22 protein-coding genes and 2 pseudogenes are annotated in these 24393 nt (G+C 62.0%); 8 read left to right on the top strand and 16 right to left on the bottom strand.

Annotation, left to right across the window (positions count from 1 at the left end; translation table 11 throughout):
* The first annotated feature begins 144 nt into the window (after window positions 1-144).
* Window positions 145-915, top strand: coding sequence for a Stf0 family sulfotransferase (locus ACX3M4_RS17100; RefSeq protein WP_459354205.1), 771 nt, complete (start codon window positions 145-147; stop codon window positions 913-915).
* Between the two features lie 195 nt (window positions 916-1110).
* Complete coding sequence (locus tag ACX3M4_RS17095) at window positions 1111-2445, top strand: mechanosensitive ion channel family protein (RefSeq protein ID WP_459354204.1); 1335 nt, start codon at window positions 1111-1113, stop codon at window positions 2443-2445.
* A gap of 185 nt (window positions 2446-2630) precedes the next feature.
* Here the strand turns inward: ACX3M4_RS17095 and uraH (ACX3M4_RS17090) are convergent.
* From uraH (ACX3M4_RS17090) to uraH (ACX3M4_RS17080), 3 genes and pseudogenes are all read right to left on the bottom strand, one after another.
* Window positions 2631-2873 (bottom strand): annotated as a pseudogene (gene uraH / locus ACX3M4_RS17090) (hydroxyisourate hydrolase); the annotation flags it as partial.
* A gap of 4 nt (window positions 2874-2877) precedes the next feature.
* Window positions 2878-3264 (bottom strand): annotated as a pseudogene (locus tag ACX3M4_RS17085) (hydroxyisourate hydrolase); the annotation flags it as partial.
* Window positions 3265-3439: 175 nt separating this feature from the next.
* A complete protein-coding gene (gene uraH, locus ACX3M4_RS17080) occupies window positions 3440-3793 on the bottom strand; it encodes a hydroxyisourate hydrolase (RefSeq protein ID WP_459354203.1) in 354 nt (117 codons plus the stop codon).
* A 190-nt stretch (window positions 3794-3983) separates the two neighbouring features.
* Between uraH (ACX3M4_RS17080) and puuE the strand changes: the two genes are divergently transcribed.
* From puuE to ACX3M4_RS17065, 3 genes are all read left to right on the top strand, one after another.
* Window positions 3984-5414 carry an allantoinase PuuE gene (puuE, locus tag ACX3M4_RS17075; RefSeq protein WP_459354202.1) on the top strand — a complete coding sequence of 477 codons (1431 nt, stop codon included), beginning with the start codon at window positions 3984-3986 and terminating at the stop codon, window positions 5412-5414.
* Window positions 5411-5902: an ureidoglycolate lyase gene (locus ACX3M4_RS17070; RefSeq protein WP_459354201.1), complete on the top strand. Its 492-nt coding sequence runs from the start codon at window positions 5411-5413 to the stop codon at window positions 5900-5902. Before puuE ends, ACX3M4_RS17070 begins: the two co-directional genes overlap by 4 nt.
* Window positions 5903-5973: 71 nt before the next feature.
* Window positions 5974-7410, top strand: coding sequence for a uracil-xanthine permease family protein (locus ACX3M4_RS17065; RefSeq protein WP_459354200.1), 1437 nt, complete (start codon window positions 5974-5976; stop codon window positions 7408-7410).
* A 446-nt stretch (window positions 7411-7856) separates the two neighbouring features.
* Here the strand turns inward: ACX3M4_RS17065 and ACX3M4_RS17060 are convergent, their stop codons facing one another.
* The 5 genes from ACX3M4_RS17060 to bhcA form a co-directional block, all read right to left on the bottom strand.
* A complete protein-coding gene (locus tag ACX3M4_RS17060; protein ID WP_459354199.1) occupies window positions 7857-8840 on the bottom strand; it encodes a type I glyceraldehyde-3-phosphate dehydrogenase in 984 nt (327 codons plus the stop codon).
* A 207-nt stretch (window positions 8841-9047) separates the two neighbouring features.
* Window positions 9048-10013 (bottom strand): iminosuccinate reductase BhcD, encoded by a 966-nt coding sequence (bhcD, locus tag ACX3M4_RS17055; RefSeq protein WP_459354198.1) that lies wholly within the window; start codon window positions 10011-10013, stop codon window positions 9048-9050.
* Window positions 10014-10337: 324 nt separating this feature from the next.
* On the bottom strand, window positions 10338-11501 hold the full coding sequence (gene bhcC, locus ACX3M4_RS17050) for a 3-hydroxy-D-aspartate aldolase BhcC (protein ID WP_459354197.1): 1164 nt from the start codon (window positions 11499-11501) through the stop codon (window positions 10338-10340).
* Window positions 11502-11526: 25 nt separating this feature from the next.
* Window positions 11527-12495, bottom strand: a complete 969-nt coding sequence (gene bhcB / locus ACX3M4_RS17045) for a beta-hydroxyaspartate dehydratase BhcB (protein ID WP_459354196.1) — start codon at window positions 12493-12495, stop codon at window positions 11527-11529.
* Complete coding sequence (bhcA, locus tag ACX3M4_RS17040) at window positions 12492-13682, bottom strand: L-aspartate--glyoxylate aminotransferase BhcA (protein ID WP_459354195.1); 1191 nt, start codon at window positions 13680-13682, stop codon at window positions 12492-12494. Before bhcA ends, bhcB begins: the two co-directional genes overlap by 4 nt.
* 170 nt (window positions 13683-13852) lie before the next feature.
* Between bhcA and bhcR the strand changes: the two genes are divergently transcribed.
* Window positions 13853-14701, top strand: a complete 849-nt coding sequence (bhcR, locus tag ACX3M4_RS17035; RefSeq protein ID WP_459354194.1) for an HTH-type transcriptional regulator BhcR — start codon at window positions 13853-13855, stop codon at window positions 14699-14701.
* Between the two features lie 307 nt (window positions 14702-15008).
* Here the strand turns inward: bhcR and ACX3M4_RS17030 are convergent, their stop codons facing one another.
* Window positions 15009-15896 carry a bifunctional allantoicase/(S)-ureidoglycine aminohydrolase gene (locus ACX3M4_RS17030; protein WP_459354193.1) on the bottom strand — a complete coding sequence of 296 codons (888 nt, stop codon included), beginning with the start codon at window positions 15894-15896 and terminating at the stop codon, window positions 15009-15011.
* Window positions 15897-16248: 352 nt separating this feature from the next.
* Between ACX3M4_RS17030 and ACX3M4_RS17025 the strand changes: the two genes are divergently transcribed.
* Window positions 16249-17007 (top strand): substrate-binding periplasmic protein, encoded by a 759-nt coding sequence (locus ACX3M4_RS17025; RefSeq protein WP_459354192.1) that lies wholly within the window; start codon window positions 16249-16251, stop codon window positions 17005-17007.
* Window positions 17008-17074: 67 nt separating this feature from the next.
* Here ACX3M4_RS17025 and ACX3M4_RS17020 read toward each other — a convergent pair whose 3' ends face one another.
* The 7 genes from ACX3M4_RS17020 to pobA form a co-directional block, all read right to left on the bottom strand.
* On the bottom strand, window positions 17075-18388 hold the full coding sequence (locus ACX3M4_RS17020; RefSeq protein ID WP_459354191.1) for a lyase family protein: 1314 nt from the start codon (window positions 18386-18388) through the stop codon (window positions 17075-17077).
* Window positions 18389-18457: 69 nt separating this feature from the next.
* On the bottom strand, window positions 18458-19294 hold the full coding sequence (locus ACX3M4_RS17015; RefSeq protein WP_459354190.1) for a beta-keto acid cleavage family enzyme: 837 nt from the start codon (window positions 19292-19294) through the stop codon (window positions 18458-18460).
* Between the two features lie 197 nt (window positions 19295-19491).
* Window positions 19492-20112, bottom strand: a complete 621-nt coding sequence (pcaG, locus tag ACX3M4_RS17010; RefSeq protein WP_459354189.1) for a protocatechuate 3,4-dioxygenase subunit alpha — start codon at window positions 20110-20112, stop codon at window positions 19492-19494.
* 3 nt (window positions 20113-20115) lie between these two features.
* Complete coding sequence (gene pcaH / locus ACX3M4_RS17005) at window positions 20116-20844, bottom strand: protocatechuate 3,4-dioxygenase subunit beta (protein ID WP_459354188.1); 729 nt, start codon at window positions 20842-20844, stop codon at window positions 20116-20118.
* 35 nt (window positions 20845-20879) lie between these two features.
* On the bottom strand, window positions 20880-21257 hold the full coding sequence (gene pcaC / locus ACX3M4_RS17000; RefSeq protein WP_459354187.1) for a 4-carboxymuconolactone decarboxylase: 378 nt from the start codon (window positions 21255-21257) through the stop codon (window positions 20880-20882).
* Window positions 21250-22041: a 3-oxoadipate enol-lactonase gene (pcaD, locus tag ACX3M4_RS16995; protein ID WP_459354186.1), complete on the bottom strand. Its 792-nt coding sequence runs from the start codon at window positions 22039-22041 to the stop codon at window positions 21250-21252. Before pcaD ends, pcaC begins: the two co-directional genes overlap by 8 nt.
* Window positions 22041-23210 (bottom strand): 4-hydroxybenzoate 3-monooxygenase, encoded by a 1170-nt coding sequence (gene pobA, locus ACX3M4_RS16990; RefSeq protein ID WP_459354185.1) that lies wholly within the window; start codon window positions 23208-23210, stop codon window positions 22041-22043. Before pobA ends, pcaD begins: the two co-directional genes overlap by 1 nt.
* A 92-nt stretch (window positions 23211-23302) precedes the next feature.
* Between pobA and pcaQ the strand changes: the two genes are divergently transcribed.
* Window positions 23303-24220, top strand: coding sequence for a pca operon transcription factor PcaQ (gene pcaQ, locus ACX3M4_RS16985; protein WP_459354184.1), 918 nt, complete (start codon window positions 23303-23305; stop codon window positions 24218-24220).
* Window positions 24221-24393: the final 173 nt, after the last annotated feature.

The following is a 24393-nucleotide window of genomic DNA, read 5'->3' as shown; positions in this document are numbered from 1 at the left end:
AGCTTCGGGCGCCGGCATCGCCGGCGTCCGGTACTCCTCGTGACGCAGGGCAATCCGGCAACACCTGATTGCGAAAACTTCTTTCATGAGCAGGATAGGCAGCCAGTGTCTTTTGCCTGTAACCGTTCCCTGCCAGGGAAGGGCATGAAGCCTTATAAGTCCTACATTCTCTGCACATCACCGCGCAGCGGCAGCACGCTTTTGTGCAAGCTTCTCTCGGCAACCGGTGTTGCCGGACATCCCGGCTCCTATTTCCATGAGCCGTCGCTTGCGGCGTGGCAGGACGATCTCGGCCTCGTGACGGATCCAGACGAGCCGGAAACGGGGTCGCTGCGCAAGGTCCTTGCCGAGGTGACGGAGAAGGGCACGCGCGGCACCGGCATCTTCGGCCTCCGCCTGCAGCGGCACAGCTTCGATTTCTTCATGCGTAAACTTGGCGTCCTTTATCCGGGTGTTGCGCCGGATCTGGACCGTCTCAAGGCCGCTTTCGGCGAGACCCTCTTCATTCACCTGAGACGCGAAGACAAGATCGCCCAGGCTGTGTCCTATGTCCGCGCCGAACAATCCGGCCTCTGGCACCGGGCGGCGGATGGCAGCGAACTGGAGCGGCTTTCCGCACCGCGCCCGCTGGAATACGATCCTGCGGCACTGAAAGACTGCTATGACCGCTTCACCCGTTTTGACCGGGATTGGCAGGACTGGTTCACGCGCGAAGGCATCTCACCGCTCCGGATCACCTATTCGGAACTCTCCGCCGGCCCGCAGACCACCTTGCGGCTCGTACTCGAACGTCTTGGCCTTGATGGGGTGGCGGCGGACGGCGTCGTTCCTGGCGTTGCCAAGCTGGCCGATGTACTCAGCGCCGACTGGTCGGCACGCCTGCGGCAGGATCTGGACGTTCAGATCGCGCGCTGACCCCGGACCCGCCACGGGACCCGTGCCAGGGCCCGTCCCCGGACTGAACCTTTCTGGGCCCGCGTGCGTATCGGTTCAAGGAGAGTGCCGCAGCAGCGACCCGGCTTGGCCGGTCGGGCGAATTGCTGTTAAGCTCTTGATGCATCGACGGGAACGGACGGACTTCCCGGCGAAACACGAGGGAACCAGCAGCGGATGACGCCGGAAACCATCCTTGCCGAACTGCAGTCCTGGGCCAAGGTGGCACTCAGCTACCTGACCGCGCCCTGGTTCGCCTACCAGATTGCCCTCATTGTCGTCCTTTTCGGCGTAGCCAAGGTCATCAGCCTGCGGGTCGAGCCCCGGCTGGAGGCGCGCGCGCGGGAGATCAAGGGCCATCCCGGCCTGCTGCGCGTCGTGATCGCGCTGCTCCGGCGGATCGAATGGATCCTGTTCAGCCTGTTCCTCTTTTCGGCATTGACCGTGCTGCGCTCCGTCACCTGGCCGAGCCGCAGTCATTTCATTGCCATTGCGCTTTCCCTGTCGCTCGCCTGGCTGTTCGTCTCCGTGCTCTCGCGGGTGATCCGCAACCGGCTGGTTGCCAAGACGCTGAGCTGGCTCGCCTGGATTTATGTGGCGCTGGTGATCCTCGGTTTCGACGACGAGGCGGGCACCTTCCTTGACAGCCTTGCCCTGCCGCTCGGCGAAATGCGCCTGTCGCTGCTTCTGGTGCTGAAAGCGGTGCTGCTCTTGATCGCGACCGTCTGGATCGCCGTCATCCTCGGCCGCTATTTCGAAGAGCAGGTGCAGAAATCGGACGAACTGACACCGTCGATCCGGGTGCTCATTGGCAAGGTTGCCAAGTTCGGGCTGATCCTGATCGCCGGCACCATGGCGCTCTCCTCGGTCGGTATCGATCTCTCCGCCTTCACCGTTTTCACAGGTGCTGTCGGCCTCGGCCTCGGCTTCGGCCTGCAGAAGGTGATCTCGAATTTCATCTCCGGCATCATCATCCTGCTCGACAAGTCGATCAAACCCGGCGACACGATCTCGCTGGAAGGCACCTTCGGCTGGATCCGCGAATTGCGCGCCCGTTTCGTGTCCGTCGTCACCCGCGACGGGCGCGAATACCTGATCCCGAACGAGGATTTCATCACCCATCGGGTGATCAACTGGTCTTTTTCCGACGATCTGGTGCGGCTCGACGTCAATTTTGGCGTCTCCTACGACGCCAACCCGCACGAGGTTTCGAAGCTTGCCATCGAGGCGGCGATGACGGTTGGCCGGGTCGAGGCCAACCGCCGACCGGTGTGCTGGCTCACCGGCTTCGGCGACTCATCTCTCGACTTCGTTCTGCGCTTCTGGATCCGCGACCCGCAACAGGGCCTCACCAACATTCGCGGCAAGGTGCTGCTGGCGCTCTGGGACACGTTCAAGGAAAACAACATCGGCATCCCGTATCCACACCGCGAGATCATTATGAAGAAGGAAGCAGGTGAGGTTCCAGCCGGGTTTGGCGACGTGAAACAGACGCCTGTGGTGACGGACTGACATCCAAATTCGATAGACGCTTCTCCCACACACGACCTCATCCTGAGGAGGGCCAAAGGCCCGTCTTGAAGGATGGGCCGCTTGTCCGGAGCAAGGGTCCCATCCTTCGAGACGCGAGCAGGCTCGCTCCTCAGGATGAGGTGGAACTTGCAGGAAAGCTTGCAATCGGAGCTGGGCTCGCCTCGGCTCCCCCGGTAGGTCAAGTAGCTGAACGGCGAGACGAGAAGCGGGACGTGGTAGTGGGCTTCCTCCGACATGCCGAAGCGCAGCGGCACGGTGTCGAGGAACTTCGGTTCCGGCAGGGCGATCCCTGCGGCGTCGAAATAAGCGCCGACATGGAACACTAGCTCATAGGTGCCGGTCTTGAAGTCTTCCTTGGGAAGGATCGGGCTGTCGGTGCGGCCGTCGTCGTTGGTGACGAGGCGCTTGCCTTCAACACGACCTCATCCTAAGGAGGGCCAAAGGCCCGTCTTGAAGGATGGGCCGCTTGTCCGGAGCAAGGGTCCCATCCTTCGAGACGCGAGCAGGCTCGCTCCTCAGGATGAGGTGGAACTTGCAGGAAAGCTTGCAATCGGAGCTGGGCTCGCCTCGGCTCCCCCGGTAGGTCAAGTAGCTGAACGGCGAGACGAGAAGCGGGACGTGGTAGTGGGCTTCCTCCGACATGCCGAAGCGCAGCGGCACGGTGTCGAGGAACTTCGGTTCCGGCAGGGCGATCCCTGCGGCGTCGAAATAAGCGCCGACATGGAACACTAGCTCATAGGTGCCGGTCTTGAAGTCTTCCTTGGGCAGGATCGGGCTGTCGGTGTGGCCGTCGTTGTTGGTGACGAGGCGCTTGCCTTCAACACGACCTCATCCTGAGGAGGGCCAAAGGCCAGTCTCGAAGGATAGGCCGCTTGTCCGGAGCAAAGGTCCCCTCCTTCGAGAAGCGAGCAGGCTCGCTCCTCAGGATGAGGTGGAACTTGCAGCAAAGCCTGCAATCGGAGCCGGGCTTGCCTCAGCTCCCCCGGTAGGTCGAATAGCTGAACGGCGAAACGAGAAGCGGGACGTGGTAGTGGGCTTCCTCCGACATGCCGAAGCGCAGCGGCACCGTGTCGAGGAATTTCGGTTCCGGCAGGGCGATCCCGGCGGCGTCGAAATAAGCGCCGACATGGAACACCAGTTCATAGGTGCCGGTCCTGAAGTCTTCCTTGGGAAGGATCGGGCTGTCGGTGCGGCCGTCGTCGTTGGTGACGAGGCTGCGGACATAGGTGCGGCTGTCGCCGTCGATCTCGTAAAGGTCGATCTTGATGCCCTTCCCCGGGCAGCCCTGGGCGGTGTCGAGAACATGTGTCGTCAGATAGCCGGCCATCGGGGCCTCCCCTGGAAGTCTGAAGTTGCGCGCATGATGCTGTGGGCCCCTAATTTAGGGCACCCGTCGTTCTCCGAAAGCACTTTCTAAAAAGACAAGAAAGTCATCGGCATTATCCTGATTTATAAGAAGACAACATACCAGCCGTTCTTTGAGGCATAGTCCTTGCTTGTCTCAACCGAGTGGTATCATGAGGAGGTCCGTCTTGAATCGTTATTCCCGTAACATGCGTGGCTATGGCCAGAACGCACCGGATCCGCTATGGCCGGGCGGGGCGAAGGTCGCCGTTCAGTTCGTGCTGAATTACGAGGAAGGCGGCGAGAACTGCGTTCTGCACGGGGATGCGGCCTCCGAGGCGTTCCTGTCCGATATTCCGGGCGCCGCCCAATGGCCGGGCCAGCGCCACTGGAACATGGAATCGATCTATGAATATGGCGCCCGCGCCGGCTTCTGGCGCCTGCATCGCCTGTTTACTCGCGCCAACATTCCGCTGACCATCTATGGCGTCGCGACGGCGCTCGCCCGCAGCCCGGAACAGGTCCAGGCGATGAAGGATGCTGGCTGGGAAATCGCCAGCCACGGCCTCAAATGGGTCGAGCACAAGGACATGCCGGAAGCGGAGGAGCGCGCGGCAATTGCCGAGGCGATCCGCCTGCACACCGAAGTGGTCGGCGAGCGCCCGCTTGGCTGGTACACGGGCCGCTGCTCTGTCAACACCGTCCGCCTTGTCGCCGAGGAAGGCGGATTTGCCTATGTTTCAGACACCTATGATGACGATCTGCCCTATTGGCTGGAGGTCGAAGGCCGCGAACAGCTCATCATCCCCTATACGCTCGAAGCCAACGACATGCGCTTTGCCACCGCGCCGGGCTGGACCGACGGCGAGGATTTCTTCAACTACCTGAAGAACGCCTTCGACATGCTCTATGCGGAAGGGGCGAGCGACACGCCGAAGATGATGTCGATCGGCCTGCATTGCCGTCTTGTCGGCCGTCCGGGCAAGATCATGGCCTTGCAGAAATTCATCGACCATATCCAGAAGCACGAGGGCGTCTGGTGCCCTCGCCGGATCGAGATCGCCGAACACTGGGCCAGGACCCATCCGCCGAAAAAGGGCCTGCAGCCGAGCCGGATGGAAAAGGCAGAGTTCGTGAAAACCTTCGGCGGTATCTTCGAGCATTCGCCCTGGATTGCGGAGCGCGCGTTCGACCTGGAACTCGGGCCCGCGCATGACTGCGCCGCCGGAGTTCACAACGCGCTCTGCCGCATGTTCCGCTCGGCAAGCGAGGCAGAACGTCTCGGCGTCCTGACCGCTCACCCGGATCTTGCGGGCAAGCTGGCTCAGGCGGGTCGGCTAACGGCAGAAAGCACAAATGAACAGGCGAGCGCCGGGCTCGACATGTTGACCGACGAGGAACGCGAGAGTTTCACAAAGCTCAACGATACCTATGTCGCAAAGCACGGTTTCCCGTTCATCATTGCTGTGCGCGACCATGACAAGGCCTCGATCATGGCGGCCTTCCACCGCCGGATCGACAACGACAGGGCCACAGAGTTCAGTGAAGCCTGCCGCCAGGTGGAACGCATCGCCCAGTTCCGGCTGAAGGACCTGTTGCCGTGAGCCGGACGCTTGCCCCCCTGCCTCTGACTGCCGGTGCCTTTGCGCCTTACGGCGACGTCCTGGAGGTGGCGGGCGCGCCGGACAAGATCATCAATCAGGGCATGTGCGGCCGCCACCACGACCGGGCAAAGCTGGACTTTGGCGAGGGCCGCGCCGGCATCAGCCTCTTCGACGCAAAGGCGCGGTCGTTTCCCTATTCGGTCGACATGGTCGAGCGCCATCCGCTCGGCAGCCAGGCGTTCATACCGCTCGACGGCGTGCCGATGCTTGTCATCGTCGCCGACGACGCGGACGGCAGACCGGTCAATCTCAAAGCCTTCATCAGCCAGCCGGGCCAGTCGATCAATCTCTATCGCGGCACCTGGCATGGCGTTCTGGCACCGCTCGGGCAACCCGGGCGCTATGCCGTCGTAGACCGTATCGGGGACGGAACCAATCTTGAGGAACATTGGTTTTCCGAACCCTGGACCGTGGAGGCGCCCTCATAGGACTAGCCTCCAGGACGATCCCAGCCCGCTGAACGAGGCGGAGACGTCCGACCACCTTCAGAGGAGCAACAATGTCTAATGCATCGATCGGAACGCCGGAGCAGCTCCGCGATCCCAATTTCACGCCACCCTTGTGGAAGGCGATCCCGCTTGGCATCCAGCATGTCATGGCCATGTTCGTCTCCAACGTCACGCCAGCCATTATCGTTGCCGGTGCCGCCGGCTTCGGCTTCGGCTCCAATTCGCCGGACTTTCCCGAACTTCTCTACCTGATCCAGATGTCGATGGTCTTTGCCGGGATCGCGACCCTGTTGCAGACGCTGACCCTCGGTCCGGTCGGAGCGGCACTGCCCATCGTTCAGGGCACGTCCTTCGCCTTCCTGCCGATCATGATCCCGCTCGTCGCGGGCAAGGGCGTCGACGGGCTCGGCGCGCTCTTCGGCGGGGTGATCCTTGGCGGTATCTTCCATGCCTGTCTCGGGTTCTTCATCGGCAAGATCCGCTTTGCCCTGCCGCCGCTTGTCACCGGTCTGGTCGTCACCATGATCGGTCTGGCCCTGGTCAAGGTCGGTATCCAGTATGCCGCCGGCGGGGTCCCGGCCATCGGCACGCCGGAATACGGCTCGCTGCTCAATTGGGGCGCGGCACTGCTGGTGATCGTGGTCACCCTCGGCTTCAAGTTCTTCGGCAAGGGCATGCTGTCGGTCTCGGCGGTGCTGATCGGCCTTGTCGCGGGCTATGTCTTCGCACTGGCCACCGGCATGCTGACCTTCGAGGCCGTCTCCAGTTCATGGGACCGGGCAGCTGTCTTCGCCCTGCCGCAGCCGTTCAAATACGGCTTCGAATTCTCGGCGGCCGCCGTCATCGGTTTCTGCCTGATGGCCTTCGTTTCCGCGGTCGAAACCGTCGGCGACGTCTCCGGCATCACCAAGGGCGGCGCGGGCCGTGAGGCGACCGACAAGGAAATCGCCGGTGCGACTTTCGCCGACGGTCTCGGCACGGCCGTTGCCGGTTTCTTCGGCGGCTTCCCGAACACTTCCTTCAGCCAGAATGTCGGCCTCATCGCCATGACCGGCGTCATGAGCCGCCATGTGGTGACCATCGGTGCGATCTTCCTGATCGTCTGCGGCCTCATTCCAAAGGTCGGCGCGGTCATCCGCACCGTGCCGATCGAAGTGCTTGGCGGTGGTGTCATCGTGATGTTCGGCATGGTGGTCGCTGCCGGCATCTCCATGCTCTCGGACGTCAACTGGAACCGGCGCAACATGGTGATCTTCGCCATCTCGCTCTCCATCGGCCTCGGTCTGCAGCTGGAGCCAGGCGCCCTGCAGCACATGGGCGAAACGGCGCGCATCCTGCTCACCAGCGGTCTGCTGCCGGCAGCCCTCATCGCCATCGTCCTCAACCTGGTGCTGCCGGACGAACTCTCCAATGAATCGACGGAAGAGGTTTCGGGCGGAATGGCCGGCCATGGTCATGGCTCGCTGCCGAAGGAAGAGACGGCGTAAGGTCTTGCTGCATAAAAAATCGAAAGGGTCGCGCGAGCGGCCCTTTTTGTGCCCTCTCAATCGTCATCCCGGACGCAGCGCAGCGAAGATCCGGGGCCGGCGAGCCAGGGTCTATCGGAAGAAACCAGAAAGAACCGGGGTTTTGGGCTCTCCGGCCCCGGCTCGCACTTCGTTTGGCCGGGATGACAACGGGGGGGTATTGCTAGACTGAGCAACGTCTGCCCGAGCGATTTGAAATTTCCTCCGCCCGTCATTCCGGACAAGCGAGGCGCAGCCGAACACCGATCCGGAAGCCAGACATATTTCGCGCTGAAAGCGCGTCTAATTGTTTTTGAAGGTGTTCGCTTCGCTCACGCTGATGCGCTGGGTTCCGGATCTGCGCAGCAGCTTTGCTGCGCTTGTCCGGAATGACGGGGCGGGGCAGGAGAATTTGTAACTCTTCCGCCTCACCGCCCGGCCATCAGCCGCGCCATGTCGATCATGCGCGCCGAAAAGCCCCATTCGTTGTCGTACCAGCCGAAGATGCGCACCTGATGGTCGTTGGCCTCAAGGGTCTCGGGCAGGTGCAGCACGAGCGATTCCGGCCGCGCGCGCATGTCGGTGGAGACGACGTGATCCCTGACAAAACCGATCACCGGATTGCCGGCGAAGATCGCCTGAAGCCGGTCGTTGAACGGTGTCTCGACGGGTTGGGCGAGCGTCAATGTCAGGTCGACGGCCGAAACGCTGATCGCCGGAACGCGCACCGACGCGCCGCTGACCTTGCCGGCAAGCTGTGGCAGGACCACACCGACCAGCTTGGTGGCGCTTGTCGTCGTCGGCACCATGGAGACACCACCAGCGCGGCTGCGCTCCAATGGGCCGCGCGGCGCGTCGACCATCGGCTGGCTGCCGGTGTAGCAATGGATGGTGGTCATGTGCCCGCTCTTGATGCCGATGGCATCGTCGATGCCGCGCAGGAGCGGGGCGAGCGCGTTGGTGGTGCACGAACCGTTGGAGACGATGCGGTGGCTGGCGAGCTGCTCCTCGTTGGCACCGAGCACCAGCGTGATGTCCGCCGCCTTGCAGGGGCCGGACACCAGAACGTTCTTCGCCCCTGCACGCAGTCCCCGGTCGGCGATCTCGCGCGTGTCGGCCTTGCCGGTGCATTCCATGACCACGTCGATATCGGAAAGGTCGAGGCGGGAAAGGTCGGCTTCGGCGGAAAAGACGATCTCGCGCCCGTCCACCGTCAACGTGCCCTCACCGGCAGTCACCTCACCCGGCCAGGGACCGAAGACGCTGTCATACTTGAAGAGATAGGCGCAGGTCTCCAGCGGCGCGATGTCGTTGATCCGCACCACCTCGATCCGCCGAGCTTCGGGAAGTTTCAGCACCTGACGCAAAACGGTCCGCCCGATCCGGCCGAACCCGTTGATCACAATCCGCATTCGTTTGACCTAATTCCGTCCGATGAGGACAGCGGGAAGGGCAAGGTTGCACGCCTGGATGCGGAAGGTTTCCCCTCCCGCTGGGAGAGGGGGCAAACCTTCCGGGGATACGGAACCGTCTGCCCCCTCACCCGGAGCTTCGCTCCGACCTCTCCCAAAGGGAGAGGTTAATTGCGGCAAGGCCTTTGATGCCTTTTCCTGAAATCCTCAAAAATCCACTTCGATCGCGACGCCCTTCTGGATCGCCAGATCGACCGCGGCAGACGCCACGGCAAGATCCTGAAGGCCGACGCCGGTGCCGTCGAAGAGGGTGATATCGCTCTCCGAGGTCCTGCCTGGATGCTTACCATTAATGACGGCGCCAATCTCAATTATATTGTCTTCAGAGACAATTCCGCGTGCAACAGCATGCTGGCACTCGCCGATGGTGGCCGACTGGGCGATCTCGTCGGTGAAGAGTTTCGCACGGGCAACCAGCTCCACATCGACCTCCTGCTTGCCCTTGGTGTCGGTGCCCATGCAGGCAATATGGGTGCCCGGCGTAACGTGGCCGGACATCAGGATCGGATCGAAGCTGGAGGTGATGGAAATGATGACGTCAGCCTCGGCACCCATCCGGTCGAGATCGACGGATTCATACGGCAGGCCCAGCTCCTTGGCGGTCTCTTCCAGCCGCACCAGCATTTCCGGATGCAAGTTCCAGCCGAGAACCTTTTCAAAGTCCCGCTGTTCGACGGCCGCCCGCATCTGGAAAGCGGACTGATGGCCGGCACCGATCATGCCCAGTACCTTCGCGTCCTTGCGGGCCAGATGCTTGATGGAAACGGCGGACGCAGCCGCGGTTCGCAGAGCTGTCAAAAGATTGCCGCCGACAACCGCCTTGGCGCGGCCGGTATCGGCATCGAACAGGAAGACGGTCGACTGGTGGTTGGTCAGGCCCTTGTCCATGTTGCCCGGCCAGTAGCCGCCGGATTTCAGGCCGAGCGCCAGCGAGGACCGGTCGAAGCCGGACTTGAAACCGTAAAGCGCATCCGCATGGCCGATCGCCTCACGGATGACCGGAAAATTATAGGCCGCCCCGCTCGCCATCGCGGCAAAGACGCTCTCGACCGCCTCGAAGGATTCCTTGCGGCCGATCAGCCCGGCGATTTCCTTTTCAGGAACGATGATCATGTGTGTCTCCGATCAGGTCGCCCGAAACGCATTCCGACCTCATCCTGAGGAGCTCGCTTCGCGCGCGTCTCGAAGGATAGGCCGCTTGTTCCGGAGTGTGTTGCCCGTCCTTCGAGAGGGGCCTTTGGCCCTCCTCAGGATGAGGTGTTGGTGGTTTCAGGCGCTTTCACGCCAAACCCTCCATCGTCATCCCGGACGCAGCGCAGCGGAGATCCGGGACCGGGGAGCCGAAGCCTGTCCGAATTGGAAAGGTTAGGGGCTCTCCGGTCCCGGCTCGCGCTCCGCTTGGCCGGGATGACGAAGGGGAGGCTTTAAAATGAACCCTTAGTAAGCCTTGCCGCGGGCCGAGACCGGCCACACCGTCTCGACCTTGCCGCCCCGCACGCCGACATACCAGTCGTGAACATTGGCGGTCGGGTCGCAGTGGCCCGGAACCAGCTTCAGCTTCTCGCCGACCTTCAGGACGCCGTTTGGATCGGCAATGACGCCGTGCTCGTCCGAGCACTTGACGTATTTGACGTCGGACCGGCCGTAGATGAAGGGCAGGCCGCTGTCGACGGACTGGGCTTTCAGGCCCGCGTCGCAGATCGCCTTGTCGGTCTTTGCGTGGCTCATTACCTGGGTCAGGATGAAGAAGGCATTTTCCCATTCGCCCTGGTCGATGCGCTTGCCGTCCTTATCGAGAATGCGGCCGTAATCGGCATCCATGAAGGCGTAGGACCCGCACTGCAGCTCGTTGTAGACGCCGGAATTGGACTCGAAATAGTAGGAGCCCGTGCCGCCGCCGGAGACGAGTTCCGGCTCAAGACCGGCTGCCGTCAGGGCCTCGACGGCGTCTTTGACCATGGCAATGGCGATGTCGAGCTTTTCCTCGCGGGCCTCATAGCTGTCGAGGTGCTGCATGGCGCCCTGATAGGCCTGAATGCCGGTGAACTTGAGGTTCCGGGCGGCATCGACAGCCCTGGCGATCTCGACCACGGCCTCGCTCGTCGTCACGCCGCAACGGCCGGCGCCGCAATCGATCTCGATGAAGACTTCAAGCGTGGTGCCGTGCCTGGCGGCCGCTTCCGAGAGATCGGCAACGTTGGCGAGATCATCGACGCAGACAATGGTGCGGCAGCCGTATTTCGGCAGTTGTGCCAGCCGGTCGATCTTCCTGGGGTCGCGCACCTGGTTGGAAACGAGGATGTCCTTGATGCCGCCGCGGGCGAAGACTTCGGCTTCCGAAACCTTCTGGCAGCAGACGCCGACGGCACCGCCGAGGCTTTCCTGGAGCTTCGCGACATCGACCGACTTGTGCATCTTGCCGTGCACCCGGTGACGCATGCCATGAGCCATTGCATAGTCGCCCATCTTCTTGATGTTGCGCTCCAGCGCATCGAGATCGAGCACCAGGCACGGGGTCTGGATATCGGCCTCGTCCATGCCGGGCAGGGCGGGAATGTCGAAGCCAACTTCGAGTTTTTCAAATCCGGTTTGTGCGTTCATTTTGTTGTTCTCCAAATGGCTTCATTCAGTTCCAGGGCAGCTTTCCGAGATCGACATTGCCGCCGGTGATGATCACGCCGACGCGCTTGCCGGCGAAGACGTCCCTGTTCTTCAGGATGGTCGCCAGCGGCACGGCCGAGGATGGCTCCATCACGATCTTCAGCCGTGCCCAGATGAGGCGCATGGCATCGACTATGTCCTGTTCCGAGGCGGTCAGGATGTCGGTGACGTGGTTGGACACGAAGTGCCAGGTCAGTTCCTTCAATGGCACTTTCAGACCGTCGGCGACCGTATTCGGCGCATCGTCGGCGATGATGTGTCCGGCTTTGAAGCTGCGGGCGGCATCGTCCGCCTGCTCGGGCTCGGCAGCGTAGATCTTCACATCGGGTGCGAGGTTCGACAGGGTCAGGCAGGTGCCCGAGACCATGCCGCCGCCACCGATCGGCGCGATCACCGCGTCGAGGCCGGCGACCTGCTCCAAAAGTTCCTTGGAGCACGTGCCCTGGCCGGCAATGACGCGCGGATCGTTGTATGGGTGGACGAATTCCGCGCCAGTGCGGGCCTCGACCTCGGCAAAGACCGCTTCGCGGCTGGAGGTCGACGGCTCGCATTCGGTGATGATGCCGCCGTAGCCGCGCACCGCGTCCTTTTTCGCCTGCGGCGCCGTCTTCGGCATCACCACGTGGCAGGGGATGCCCCGGCGGCCTGCGGCATAGGAGAGGCTCAGCGCGTGGTTGCCGGAGGAATGCGTCGCGACACCCGCCTTGGCGGTTTCCGCATCGAGGCCGAAGACCGCGTTGGAGGCGCCGCGCACCTTGAAGGCGCCGGCCTTCTGGAAGTTCTCGCATTTGAAGAACAGCTCGGCGCCAGAGAGCTCGTTGATGAACGAGGAGGTCAGCACCGGCGTGCAGTGAATGTACGGCTTGATGCGCTCATGGGCGACAAGCATGTCCTCGAGCGTCGGGATGTACTGGGTCAAGGCGTCGGTTTTCATGCGGCTTCCTTTGAAGAAACGGCGGCTTCGTTGCGGTAGACTTCCTGGGCAGCGGCAACGCCGGAGCCGAGTTTGATAGTGAGGCCGAGATCGGCCATGACCATTTCGGCGGTCGCCAGGCCCGATAGCATCATGACGTCGGTCAGGCTGCCGAGATGGCCGATGCGGAAGACCTTGCCCGCCACCTCGCCAAGGCCGACGCCGAACGCAACACCGTATTTCCCGGCTGCATGGGTGACGATGCTGGTGGCGTTGAAACCTTCGGGCGTGCGGATTGCGCTGACTGAGTCCGAATAGATATCCGGCGTCTGGGCGCAGAGCTCCAGGCCCCAGGCACGAACCGCGGCGCGCACGCCGTCGGCGATGCGGCGGTGGCGGGCAAAGACGTTCTCCAGTCCTTCGGCGAGCAGCATGTCGCAGCTCTGCTTCAACCCGTTCATCAGGCCGACGGCGGGCGTGTAAGGATAGGCATTGTTCGCATAGGCCTTCATCATGTCGCGGACATCGAAGAAGGTGCGCGGAAGCTTCGCGCTTTCAACCGCGGCCTGGGCCTTCGGCGACAGGGCGACGATGGCAAGGCCCGGCGGCAGCATGAAACCCTTCTGTGAGCCGGTGACGGCCGCATCGACACCCCATTCGTCCATGCGGAAATCCATGGAGGCGATGGAGCTGACGCCATCGACGAAGAGCAGGGCCGGATGCCGGGCGGCATTCAGCGCGCGGCGGACGGCGGCAATGTCGGATTTGACGCCGGTCGCGGTCTCGTTGTGGGTCGCCAGAACCGCCTTGATTTCGTGGTTGGTGTCCTTTGCGAGGATCTCTTCATAGCGGTCCGCCGGCAGTCCGGTGCCCCAGGGAGCCTCGACGACCTCGACCTTCAGTCCGTGGCGCTGGCACATGTCGATCCAGCGGTGGCTGAACATGCCATTGCGTGCGGCCAGGATCTTGTCGCCCGGGCTGAGCGTATTGGTGATCGTCGTCTCCCAGCCGCCGGTGCCGGTGGAGGGAAACAGGAAAACCTCGGCGGTTTCCGTCTTCAGCACCTTTTTGACGCCGGCCAGCGCCGGCTTCAGGATCTGCCCGAACAGGGGCGAGCGGTGGTCCAGGGTCGGCATGTCGCAGGCTCTGCGCAATGCCTCCGGCATGTTGGTGGGGCCGGGAATGAAAACAGGGTTTTGGAAGCTCATGGCCGTTTCCTCTTATGGCTTTTAAGAAACGATACCGGTGCAGGACATGGACTCGCAATTTTTTTAAAATATTTTTTCAGAATGACGAAAAGGAGAAAAATACAGTCTTGTCAGTATGTTGTATTTTTCATAGGATGAATTGATTTTTCAAAAGTCAAAAAAGAGGTATCATGACGGACGCCAGAACCGACCCTTCGGCCACTCGCCGCGCCCGCGGGCGGCCCCGCGCCTGGGACGACAAGAGCGAGCAGAACACCATCAAGTCACTCGACCGGGCAATGGCCGTCTTCGAACATTTGAGCACCCAGTCCGGTGTCTCCCTGTCGGCGCTGTCGGAGCAGATGGGCGAGTCGACCGCAACGCTCTACCGGATCCTGTTCACGCTGGAGGCGCGCGGTCTGGTGGAATTCGATGCCGCGCAGCAGCTCTGGCATATCGGCCCTGGCGCCTTCATCATCGGCGCGCGCTTTCTGCGCCGGACAAGTCTTGTGGAACGGGCGCGGCCGATCCTGCGATCCCTGATGGAGCGAACCGGCGAAACCGCCAATCTCGGCGTCGCCCAGGCGGACCAGGTGCTGTTCGTCAGCCAGGTGGAAACCCACGAAAGCATCCGGGCTTTCTTTCCGCCCGGCACCCTCTCGCCGCTGCATGCCTCCGGAATCGGCAAGGCTTTGCTTGCCTTCATGGACCGGGACCAGTGCGCCCGTATCCTTAAGCAGTCCGAAAGGGTTCGCTTCACCGAGCACACGCTCTGCGATGCGGATCAGCTGCGAACGGACCTGGAAGCGATCCGGGAACGCGGCTATTCGATTGATGGAGAGGAAAAGAACCTCGGCATGCGCTGCATCGCGGCGCCGGTCTTCAACCACTATGGCGAGGCCGTGGCGGGTCTCTCGGTCTCCGGCCCGACAAGCCGGGTGAGCCCGGAGAGGATCGAACCCTTTGCCGAAGCGGTGAAGGCGGCGGCAGCCAGCCTGACCGCCGCCCTAGGCGGGGAAGTCGCTCCAGGGCAAAGTTGATCTGCCCCCGGATCGTCCACATCAACCTCATCGCGAGGAGGCAGCCACACCCACAATCCTCATCCTGAGGAGGACCGTCAGGTCCGTCTCGAAGGATCGGCAGCACACTCTGAAAAGGGGGACGCTCACACCATATGCGCCTTCATCGTGAGGAGGCAGCCACACCTACAAGCCTCATCCTGAGGAGGACCGTCAGGTCCGTCTCGAAGGATCGGCCACTTGTTCCGGTGTGTGTCGCCGATCCTTCGAGACGCCGCTGTCGCGGCTCCTCAGGATGAGGTCATTGGGTGAAGCAAGGTCAGAAAAATCACTCCGCCGCGCGTTTGAATGCTGCTTGCGCACCTGCCTCGAACCGGGCGGCCGGTTGCAGTTTCATGTGCCGGTTGACGTCCTTGTAGAGGAGGTAGCGGAAGGGACCGGGGCCGCCGGCATAGCAGGCTTGCGGGCAGAAGGCGCGCAGCCACATGTAGTCGCCGGCCTCGACCTCGACCCAGTCCTGGTTCAGCCGGTAGACGGCCTTGCCCTCCAGCACATAGAGGCCGTGTTCCATCACGTGGGTTTCGGCAAAGGGGATCACCGCGCCCGGCTGGAAGGTGACGATGTTGACATGCATGTCGTGGCGCACGTCTTCCGGATCGACGAAACGGGTGGTGGCCCATTTCCCGTCGGTGCCGGGCATTTCCCGCGGAGCGATCTCGCTTTCGTGGGTGACGAACAGCTCCGGCCGATCCAGCCCGTCTACAGGCTCGAAGGCTTTGCGCACCCAGTGGAAGCGGACAGGAGCATCGCTGGTGTTCTTCAAGGTCCAGTCGGTTTCAGGCGGCAGGAAAGCATAGCTTCCGGCTTTGAGATCGTAGCGCCGGCCCTCGGCAGTCAGCACCGCCTCGCCCTCGACCACGAACAGAATGCCCTCTGCCGAAGGGTCGGTCTCCGGCCGGTCGGACCCGCCGCCCGGCTGAACCTCCATGATGTATTGCGAAAATGTCTCGGCAAAGCCGGAGAGCGGCCGGGACAGAACCCAGAGGCGTGTCTTGTCCCAGAAGGGCAGGCAACTGGTGACGATGTCGCGCATGGTGCCCTTCGGGATTACCGCATAGGCATCGGTGAAGGCGGCACGGTCGGTCAGGAGGGTTTCCTGACCGGGATGACCGCCGGTCGGCGCGTAATAGGTGCGGGGCTGATGGGACTGGGTCACGGGCAAGCCTTTTGTTGAAATCTGCTGAACGGACTATGGCCTTCAATCCCGGCCCGGACCATGGGGGATATGACAAGAGATCCTTTCGGAAAAACAAGATAATCACCGATTGATTTTATGGCATTGCCAGCTAATAGCTCTTGCTGAGCGGTGAGGGATGCAGCCATGGTAAGACTGACATAGATAAAAATGGCGAGATTGGCAGGGGCAGGTAAGTATTGCGAAAACATTAACGTATTTTCAGGTTCCGTTTGAAGCTGAAACTTAGATTTCGCGTTAGGTCGGAAACGCGATTTTACCTATCGTCAGGCAGAAATTTTCTCGGTTCTCCCGATCTGGAAAGGGTAATTTCATGAGAAACATCTTTGCTGTCACAGTTCTGGCATTCACGCTCTCGACTGGTGCCTTCGCCGCCGACAAGATCGTCCTCGGTTCCGGCGACAGCCTGCCCTTTGCAGGGGTCGGTGAAGGCGGCACGCCGACCGGCGTCCTCGGCGATGTCAGCCTCGTCATCCTTCAGGACATGGGCTATGACGCGTCGGCGTCCGGTCTGCCGTTTGCCCGGCTCTACAATTCCGTCCATTCCGGCGAGATCGACGGCGCCTTGGGCGTGCTGCGCACCGAGGAACGCGCAAAGGAAGCGCTCTACAGCGATCCGGTCCTGACCGAATTCAACATCCTGGCCATCAAGAAGGGCAGCGGCTTTACCTATGTTGCTCTCGCGGAGCTCAAGGGCAAGAAGATCGGCGGTCGCCGCGGTTTCGCCTATCCGGCGCTGGAAGCAGCCGGCGTTGAAATCGAGCCGACCAATGAGGATGAAAACAACATCAAGAAGGTGATTGCGGGCCGTCTGGACGCAGCGATCATTTCCTCGATTGCCTATCTTTCGCAACTGGACAAGACCGATATGCGCGCCGACATCGAGTTGCTGCCTCTGGCCGTCGGCGAAGTGCCGATCGGCATTGCGCTTGCGGACGAAAAGTTTTCTGCCGGTGACCTTGCCGCCTTCAACGAGAAACTGGCCGCCTACAAGGCCTCGGACGCCTATGCGGCGACCCTGGCGAAATACGGCATCTCCGACTACGTCAAGACCTGGCAGCTGGCGCAGTAAGCGTCAGTCACCGAGCTGCCGGTTTCGGGCGCGCATCCGGCAAATTTTTGGAGACGAGAGGCAGGATCTAGCCGCGCGTTCGCGCGGCGAAGATCCGCGCCGACATCTTCTTCGCCGGAGCGATGACCTGCTTCGGGTCGAGTTCCTTCTCCCAGTCGATATCTTTTGGACCGAGGCGTTCAAGCGCCTCGGCAAACGGGGCCGGATCCCTGGCCGCCGCTGCGACCATATCCTTCGCCTCCGCGCGCGAAACGCCGTGGCGGGCAAGGAGGAAGCTGGCGGTTTCTGCCATGATTTCCGGGTTCTCGGTCAGCGTCGCGGCAAGAGCAGGTGGGTTGGCCGAAAGGCTGGCAGCGAGGTCTTCCGCATGGCTCAGCGCGGCACCCGCGGCAATCACCATCTGTGGCAGGAAGTGCCATTCCAGCGGCCAGCAGGCCCCGTCCCGTTCTTCCAGCGGGCTCGCGGCAGCGGCAAGCCCGGCTCCCGCCGCAATCGCGATCCGGTTGAGAACAAATATGGTCTCGGCCTGCACCGGGTTGGCCTTTTGCGGCATGGTCGAGGACCCGCCGCCCGTCCCGCTGGAGATCTCGGCAATGTCGGAGCGTCCCGAAAGGATCAGGTCCCCGGCCATCTTGGCTAGACCGGACAGGACCTGCTGCAGCCAGGCGGAGAGCGCCAGCAAGGGCGTCCGGTTGACATGCCAGGAGGGACTGGCTTCCAGCCCAAGTTCCTTTGCAAGAGCGGCGGCGACGGCTGCTCCGTCAGGTGCTATCGCACTGTTGATGCCGGAGGCACCACCGAACTGCACGCGCAAAACACCTTTCCTGAGGGCGGGCAGTGCTGTCTCCGCATCGATCAGCGGATGCGCCCATTGGGCAATCCGGTAGCCGAGGGTGACCGGCGTCGACACCTGGCTGCGGGTGCGCCCGGCCAGCAGTTGGCCGGCATGGCGGTCGCTTTGTCTTTGCAGCGTGTCGATCAGCTTTTCCAGCCGTGCCGACAGGATGCCGAGGGCGGTCCTGACCTGCAGCACCATGGCCGTGTCGATGACATCCTGGCTGGTCGTGCCCCAATGCAGCCAGGCTCCTGCCTCGGCGCTGATCTGTTTGCGCAGTTCGGCCACCAATGCCGGCACCGGCACGCCTGCGGATTTCGTTCCGGTGGCAAGGCTGGAGGGAGCGATATGTGCCGTTGCCAGACTATCGGCGATCTCCTGTGCAGCCTTTGCCGGAATGATGCCGAGACGGCCCTCGACAATCGCAAGGGCACGCTCGAAGGCGATCATATGGGCAACATCGCTGCCGTCATCGAACAGACGCCTGAGTTCATCGTCTGCAAAGAGGCCGGAATAGATGGCGCTGGAGAAAAGAGAAAGGGGCATGGCTCTCGAAGATCAAGGGGTTAGCCCTGCATTGAGAGCCATGAAGGGAGGCAGGTCAAGCTGTCTTGCTCAGGCTGCCTTCAGCGGAATTTCCAGGATCTCGCGCGCCTGCTGCCAGGTTGCGACCGGGCGCTCGTATTTCTCGCAAAGCTCTGCCGCCCGCTTCACAAGCGCAGCGTTGCTGGGCGCCAGCGTGTTCCGGTCGATACGGACATTGTCCTCAAGTCCGGTGCGGGTATGGCCGCCAGAGGAGATGCACCACTCGTTCAGCGTCAATTGATGCTGGCCGATCCCGGCCGCGCACCACTCAGTGCCGGGCACCAGGCGCTCGACGGTCCGGATGTAATAGTCGAAGACATCGCGGTCGACAGGCATGGCGTTTTTCACACCCATGACGAACTGCACATAGAGCTTGTCCGGAATGCGCCCGTCCCGGTGCATCGCCGCCGCCTGGTGGATGTGGCTGAGATCGAAGGCCTCGATCTCAGGCTTGACGTGATAGGTGCGCATTTCGCTTGCCAGCCAGTCGACCAGGTCCGGCGGGTTCTCGTAGACCCGGGTCGGGAAGTTGTTCGATCCGACGGACAGCGAGGCCATATCGGGGGCAAGCGGCAGCATGCCGCCGCGTGCCTGGCCCGCGCCCGAGCGGCCGCCGGTCGAAAACTGGATGATCATGCCGGGGCAGTGCTTCTCCAGCCCTTCCTTCAGCCGGGCGAACTTCTTCGGATCGGAGGACGGCGTCTCATCGTCATTGCGCACATGGGCATGGACGATGGTCGCACCCGCCTCGAAAGCCTCCTGCGTGCTTTCCACCTGCTCGGTGACCGTGATCGGCACCGCCGGATTGTTTTCCTTCTTCGGCAGCGACCCGGTGATCGCGACGCAGATGATGCAGGGTTTGGTCATGTTTGAATTCTCATTGTTGATTGCCTGACCGATCACTCGACCTGGCGGTCTTTCAATCCAACCACCTCATCCTGAGGAAGCGCATCAGCGCTGTCTCGAAGGATGGGCCGCTTGTTCCCGAGTGTGCCGCCCATCCTTCGAGACGCCTGGCGTGCTAGGCTCCTCAGGATGAGGGAGAGGAGATGGTCGAGGTCCTCTCAAACGTCGAAAAACACCGTCTCGTCCTCGCCCTGCACCTTGATGTCGAAGCGGTAGACGGTCTGGCCGTCGCGTTCCGTCCGCTTGGCGATCAGCGTTGCGCGGCGGTTTTCCCATTCGATCAGGTTCAGGACCGGGTCCCTGGAATTGGCCTCGCCCTCGTCGTCGAAATACATGCGCGTGTTGAGGCCGATATTGATGCCGCGCGCCACGATCCAGAGGTTCAGATGCGGGGCCTGGGTGCCGGCATTGCGGCCCCGGGTCGGGCCGGGCTTGACGGTGTCGAAGCCCCATTCGCCGGTGGTGAAATCCGTGATCACCCGGCCCCAGCCGCGAAAGCCGTCCTCGACCGGTCCGCCACCTTCCGGATGGGCGTAGTTGCCGTCCGCATTGGCCTGCCAGACTTCCAGCATCACGTCCTTGATCGGCGAGCCCATGCCATCCATGACGATGCCCTCGACACGGATGCGCTCACCCTTGGCGTTGGGGCCGGCGATGTCCCAGCCGAGTTCGTGTTTGTAGATGCCGAAGCCCGCGGCGCCCGGCGCCAGACCGATGTGAACGTAGGGACCGGCCGTCTGGGAAGGCGTTTCGGCAAGATAATCGAGTTTCTGCGGCATGGGTCAGTTCCCTTCCAGACGATTTTCGAAAAGGGTCGAGCGGCGCCCGCGCAGCACGATGTCGAACTTGTAGGCGATCGTATCCAGCGGAATCGTTCCGTTGAGATCGAGTTTCGCCACAAGTTGTTCGACGGCATCGGGATCGGGAATGGTCTTCACGATCGGGCATTTGTCGATTAGCGGATCGCCCTCGAAATAGCATTGGGTGATCAGGCGCTGGCAGAAGGCCGTGCCGAAGATCGACATGTGAATATGGGCCGGCCGCCAGCTGTTGACCCAGTTGCGCCAGGGATAGGCACCCGGCTTCACCGTGCGGAAATAATAGTAGCCGTTCTCGTCGGTAAGCGTCCGGCCGCAGCCGCCGAAATTCGGGTCGATCGGCGCCAGATACGTGTCCTTCTTGTGCCGGTAGCGCCCGCCCGCATTCGCCTGCCAGATTTCCACCAGCGTGTTCGGGATCGGCCTGGCATTTTCGTCCAGCACGCGGCCATGCAGGATGATGCGCTCGCCGATCGCGCTCTCGCCCGGCTGGGCGTAATTGTAGATCAGGTCCTTGTCGAGCGGGTCAATGTCGTTGTGGCCAAACGTTGGTCCGGTGATTTCCGAGACCGAGTTCTGCAGGCTGATCAGCGAATATTGCGGCGAGCGCGAGACGGAGGTCTTGTAGTCGCGCGTATAGGCCGGCGGATGGCGCTCGCGGTCACGCTGGTAGAATTCGCCTGGTTTCAACATGGGTCTCTCCTCCTCGGGAGCAGCGGACGGGAAGCTTATTGCGCTTCCATTTCTGCATAGGTCTGTTTGGCCAGTTTCAAGGCCTGATTGGCGCGTGGAACGCCGGCATAGATGGCAACATGCTGGAAAGCCTCCAGCACATCCTCCTTGCTGGCGCCGGTTCGTGCCGTCGCGCGGATATGCATCGGAATTTCCTCGAAATTGCCAAGCGCAGCCAGAAGCGCCAGCGTCAGCATGGAACGCTCGCGCGCGCTGATGCGGTCATTCGCCCAGACATTGCCCCAGGCCGTCTCGGTGATCAGCGTCTGGAACGGTTCGTCCAGCGCCGTCTTCGCGGCTTCCGCCCGGTCGACATGATCGTCCCCGAGTACGGACCGCCTCACCTGCATGCCGGTGTCAAAACGATCAGACATGGAGGTCCTCCTTCAGGAACTTGATGAGATGGCCGGTGAAGACCTCCGGCTGCTCGACGCAAGGCAAATGGCCTGCCTTTTCAATTTCAACGTAGCGGCTGCCGGAGATCAGAGCCGTGGTGGCGCGCACGATGTCGGGCGGGCTGGCCCGGTCCTCCGCTCCCGCGATGCCAAGTACGGGCAGGCGAAGGGCGGCCGTTGTTTCCGTAAGATTGGCCGTGGCGATGGCCTCGCAGCAGCCGATATAGCCTTCCGCCGGTGTCCGGGTGAGCATGTTCCGCCAGGCGCTGCTCTCGGCCTGCTGCAGAAAGTCCTCGCAGAACCAGCGCTCGAGGATGGCGTCGGCAATGCTTTCCAGCCCGCCCTCGCGGATCTTTGCAATCCGGTCCCGCCACATTGCAGCTTCGCCCATCTTCACCGCAGTGTCGGCAAGCACCAGGCCTCGAATCCGCTCCGGCTGACGGCTTGCCAGTGCCTGGGCGATCATGCCGCCAATGGAGAGCCCGACGAAAACACACTTGTTGATCCCGATATGATCGAGAAGCTGCTGCGCATCGTCGACGAGAGCGGTCATCGCATAGGGGGACGCCGGACAGGAGGAGAGGCCATGTCCGCGCTTGTCGTAGCGGATCAGCCTGAGGCCGAAACCCGACAGCCGCTCCACCGTCTTGTCCCAGAGCCGAAGATCCGTGCCGAGTGAATTGGCGAACACGACCGCCGGGCCCATGCGGTCCCCGTCCTCGCGCCAGTGAATATCAGCAGATGGAAGCCTTGCAATCTTCATCAGTAGGGCAGCCCGACATAGTTCTGCGCAAACCAGCGCTGCGCGATTTCATTATGATGCAGGGATTCGATTTCCGCCCGCTGCATCTTCAGATCAAAGTCCGACTGGTCCGGGAACCGGTGCAACATGTTGGTGGTCGCCCAGCTGAACCGTTCCGCCTTCCAGATCCGGGCAAGGGCCTTCTCCGAATAGGTGTCGATGCCTTCGCTGTCCTTGTCCTTGTAATACCGGACCAGACCCTCATGAAGGTAGTGCACGTCGGAAGCAGCCGTGTTGAGGCCCTTGGCACCCGTCGGCGGCACGATATGGGCGGCGTCGCCGCACAGGAACAAACGCCCCCAGCGCATAGGCTCGCAGACGAAGGAGCGCAGGGGGGCGATGGACTTCTCGATGGAAGGGCCGGTCACCAGCTTGTCGGCGACAGATTCCGGCAGGCGGCGTTTCAGTTCCTCCCAGAAGGCCTCGTCGGTCCATTCGTGGATGTCATCGGTAAGGTTGCACTGAACATAGTAGCGCGACAGGTTCTCGTTGCGCATGGAGCAGAGCGCAAAGCCGCGCTTTGAATTGGCGTAGATCAGCTCGTCATGCACCGGCGGAGTTTCGGACAGGACGCCCAGCCAGCCGAAGGGATAGACCTTCTCGTATTCCTTCAGGACGGTGTCCGGAATGGTCTTGCGGCTGACGCCATGGAAACCGTCGCAGCCGGCGACAAAATCGCAGTCGATCCGCCTTGCGCTGCCATCGACGGTGAAGGTGACATAGGGACTATCCGTGTCCGCATCGCGTATCTCGACATGATCGACCTCGAAGATCGTCTCCGCGCCAATCTTTTCGCGTGCATCGTAGAGGTCACGGGTGACTTCGGTCTGGCCGTAGACGATGACGTTCTGGCCGATCAGCTTCTGGAAGTCGATCGCGAACATCTCGTTTTCATAGGAGATGCAGGTGCCGTGGTGAACGAAGCATTCCTCGTCCATCCGTTTTGCGACGCCCGCCTCGCGCATCATGTTGACGAGGCCGGTTTCCAGGATGCCGGCGCGGATGCGGCCGAGCACATAGTCCCGGGTCTTGCGCTCCAGGATGACTGTCTCGATGCCTTGGCGATGCAGAAGCTGGCCAAGCAGCAGGCCTGACGGTCCGCCGCCGACAATAACAACCTGAGTGCGCATCACTTCCTCCCTGATTGAATTCATATTGAATGATCAATTTTGGGAAGTAAAATGAGATATGAAGCTTCTTTCTTTCCAAAACGGGCAAGTGAATGATCGACCGGCGCATCAAGTTCCGCCACATCCAGTGTTTCGTTGAAATTGCCCAGGAACGCAGCCTGAAACTGGCGGCGGACAAGCTGAGCCTGACCCAGCCGGCGATCTCCAAGACGTTGAAAGAGCTGGAGGACATCATCGGTGCCAGCCTGATGACGCGCAACCGGGCGGGCATTGCCCTTACCCGCGAGGGCAAGGTGTTCCTGCATTTCGCGCAGATTTCGCTGGCGAGCCTGCAGCAGGGCCTCGACGGGGTCGAGAAGGAAGGTGATGCAAGGGCGACGCTGAAGGTCGGCGCCCTGCCGAGCGTTGCCGCCAGCTTCATGCCGCCGGTGGTGCGCGAATTTGCCGAGATGGCGCCGAATGTCATGCTGCAGATCATGGACGGCCCGCACGGCTACCTGATCGAACGGCTGAAGCTCGGAGACCTCGACCTTGTCATCGGCCGCCTCGGCCGTCCGGTCTCCATGGAAGGCGTTTCCTTCACCCAGCTCTATTCGGAACGGGTCGATCTGATCGTCCGGGCCGGCCATCCGCTCTTGGAAAAACCCGACGTCAAACGCATCGTCGAGTGGCCCGTCATCTATCCGCCGGAAGGCTCGGCGATCCGCCCGCTTGTCGAGCGTTACATGATCGCCAACGGTGTCGGCGAGATCCCGAACAAGATCGAGACCGTCTCCGGCGCCTTCGGCCGCGTTTATACACGGCGCACGGACGCGGTCTGGATCATCTCCTCCGGCGTCGTCCAGAACGAAACCGCCGACGGCCACCTGGTGCGCCTGCCTTTCGACACCGACATGACCAAGGGTCCGGTCGGCCTGATGACAAGGCCGGACAGCCAGCCGGGACCGGAGGAGCAGGTCTTCCGGCTGGCGGTGCAGGCGGTGATCGAGGAGCTGGGGCTGAGTTCTTGATGTAAATTGTTGCTAAAAGTTGACATATTGTGAGATTGTCGAGGCAAGTGATTTCGGGTTTTGCATTTGACCGAAGTCCAGGCCATGGACACCAAAGTCACCTCTCCCATGGGGAGAGGTCGGACCGCAGGTCCGGGTGAGGGGACAGACTTTTCTGAATTTTCAGGCATTTG

This window comes from Roseibium sp. M-1, from assembly GCF_054515675.1.
This window is presented reverse-complemented; position numbering and strand designations above follow the sequence as displayed.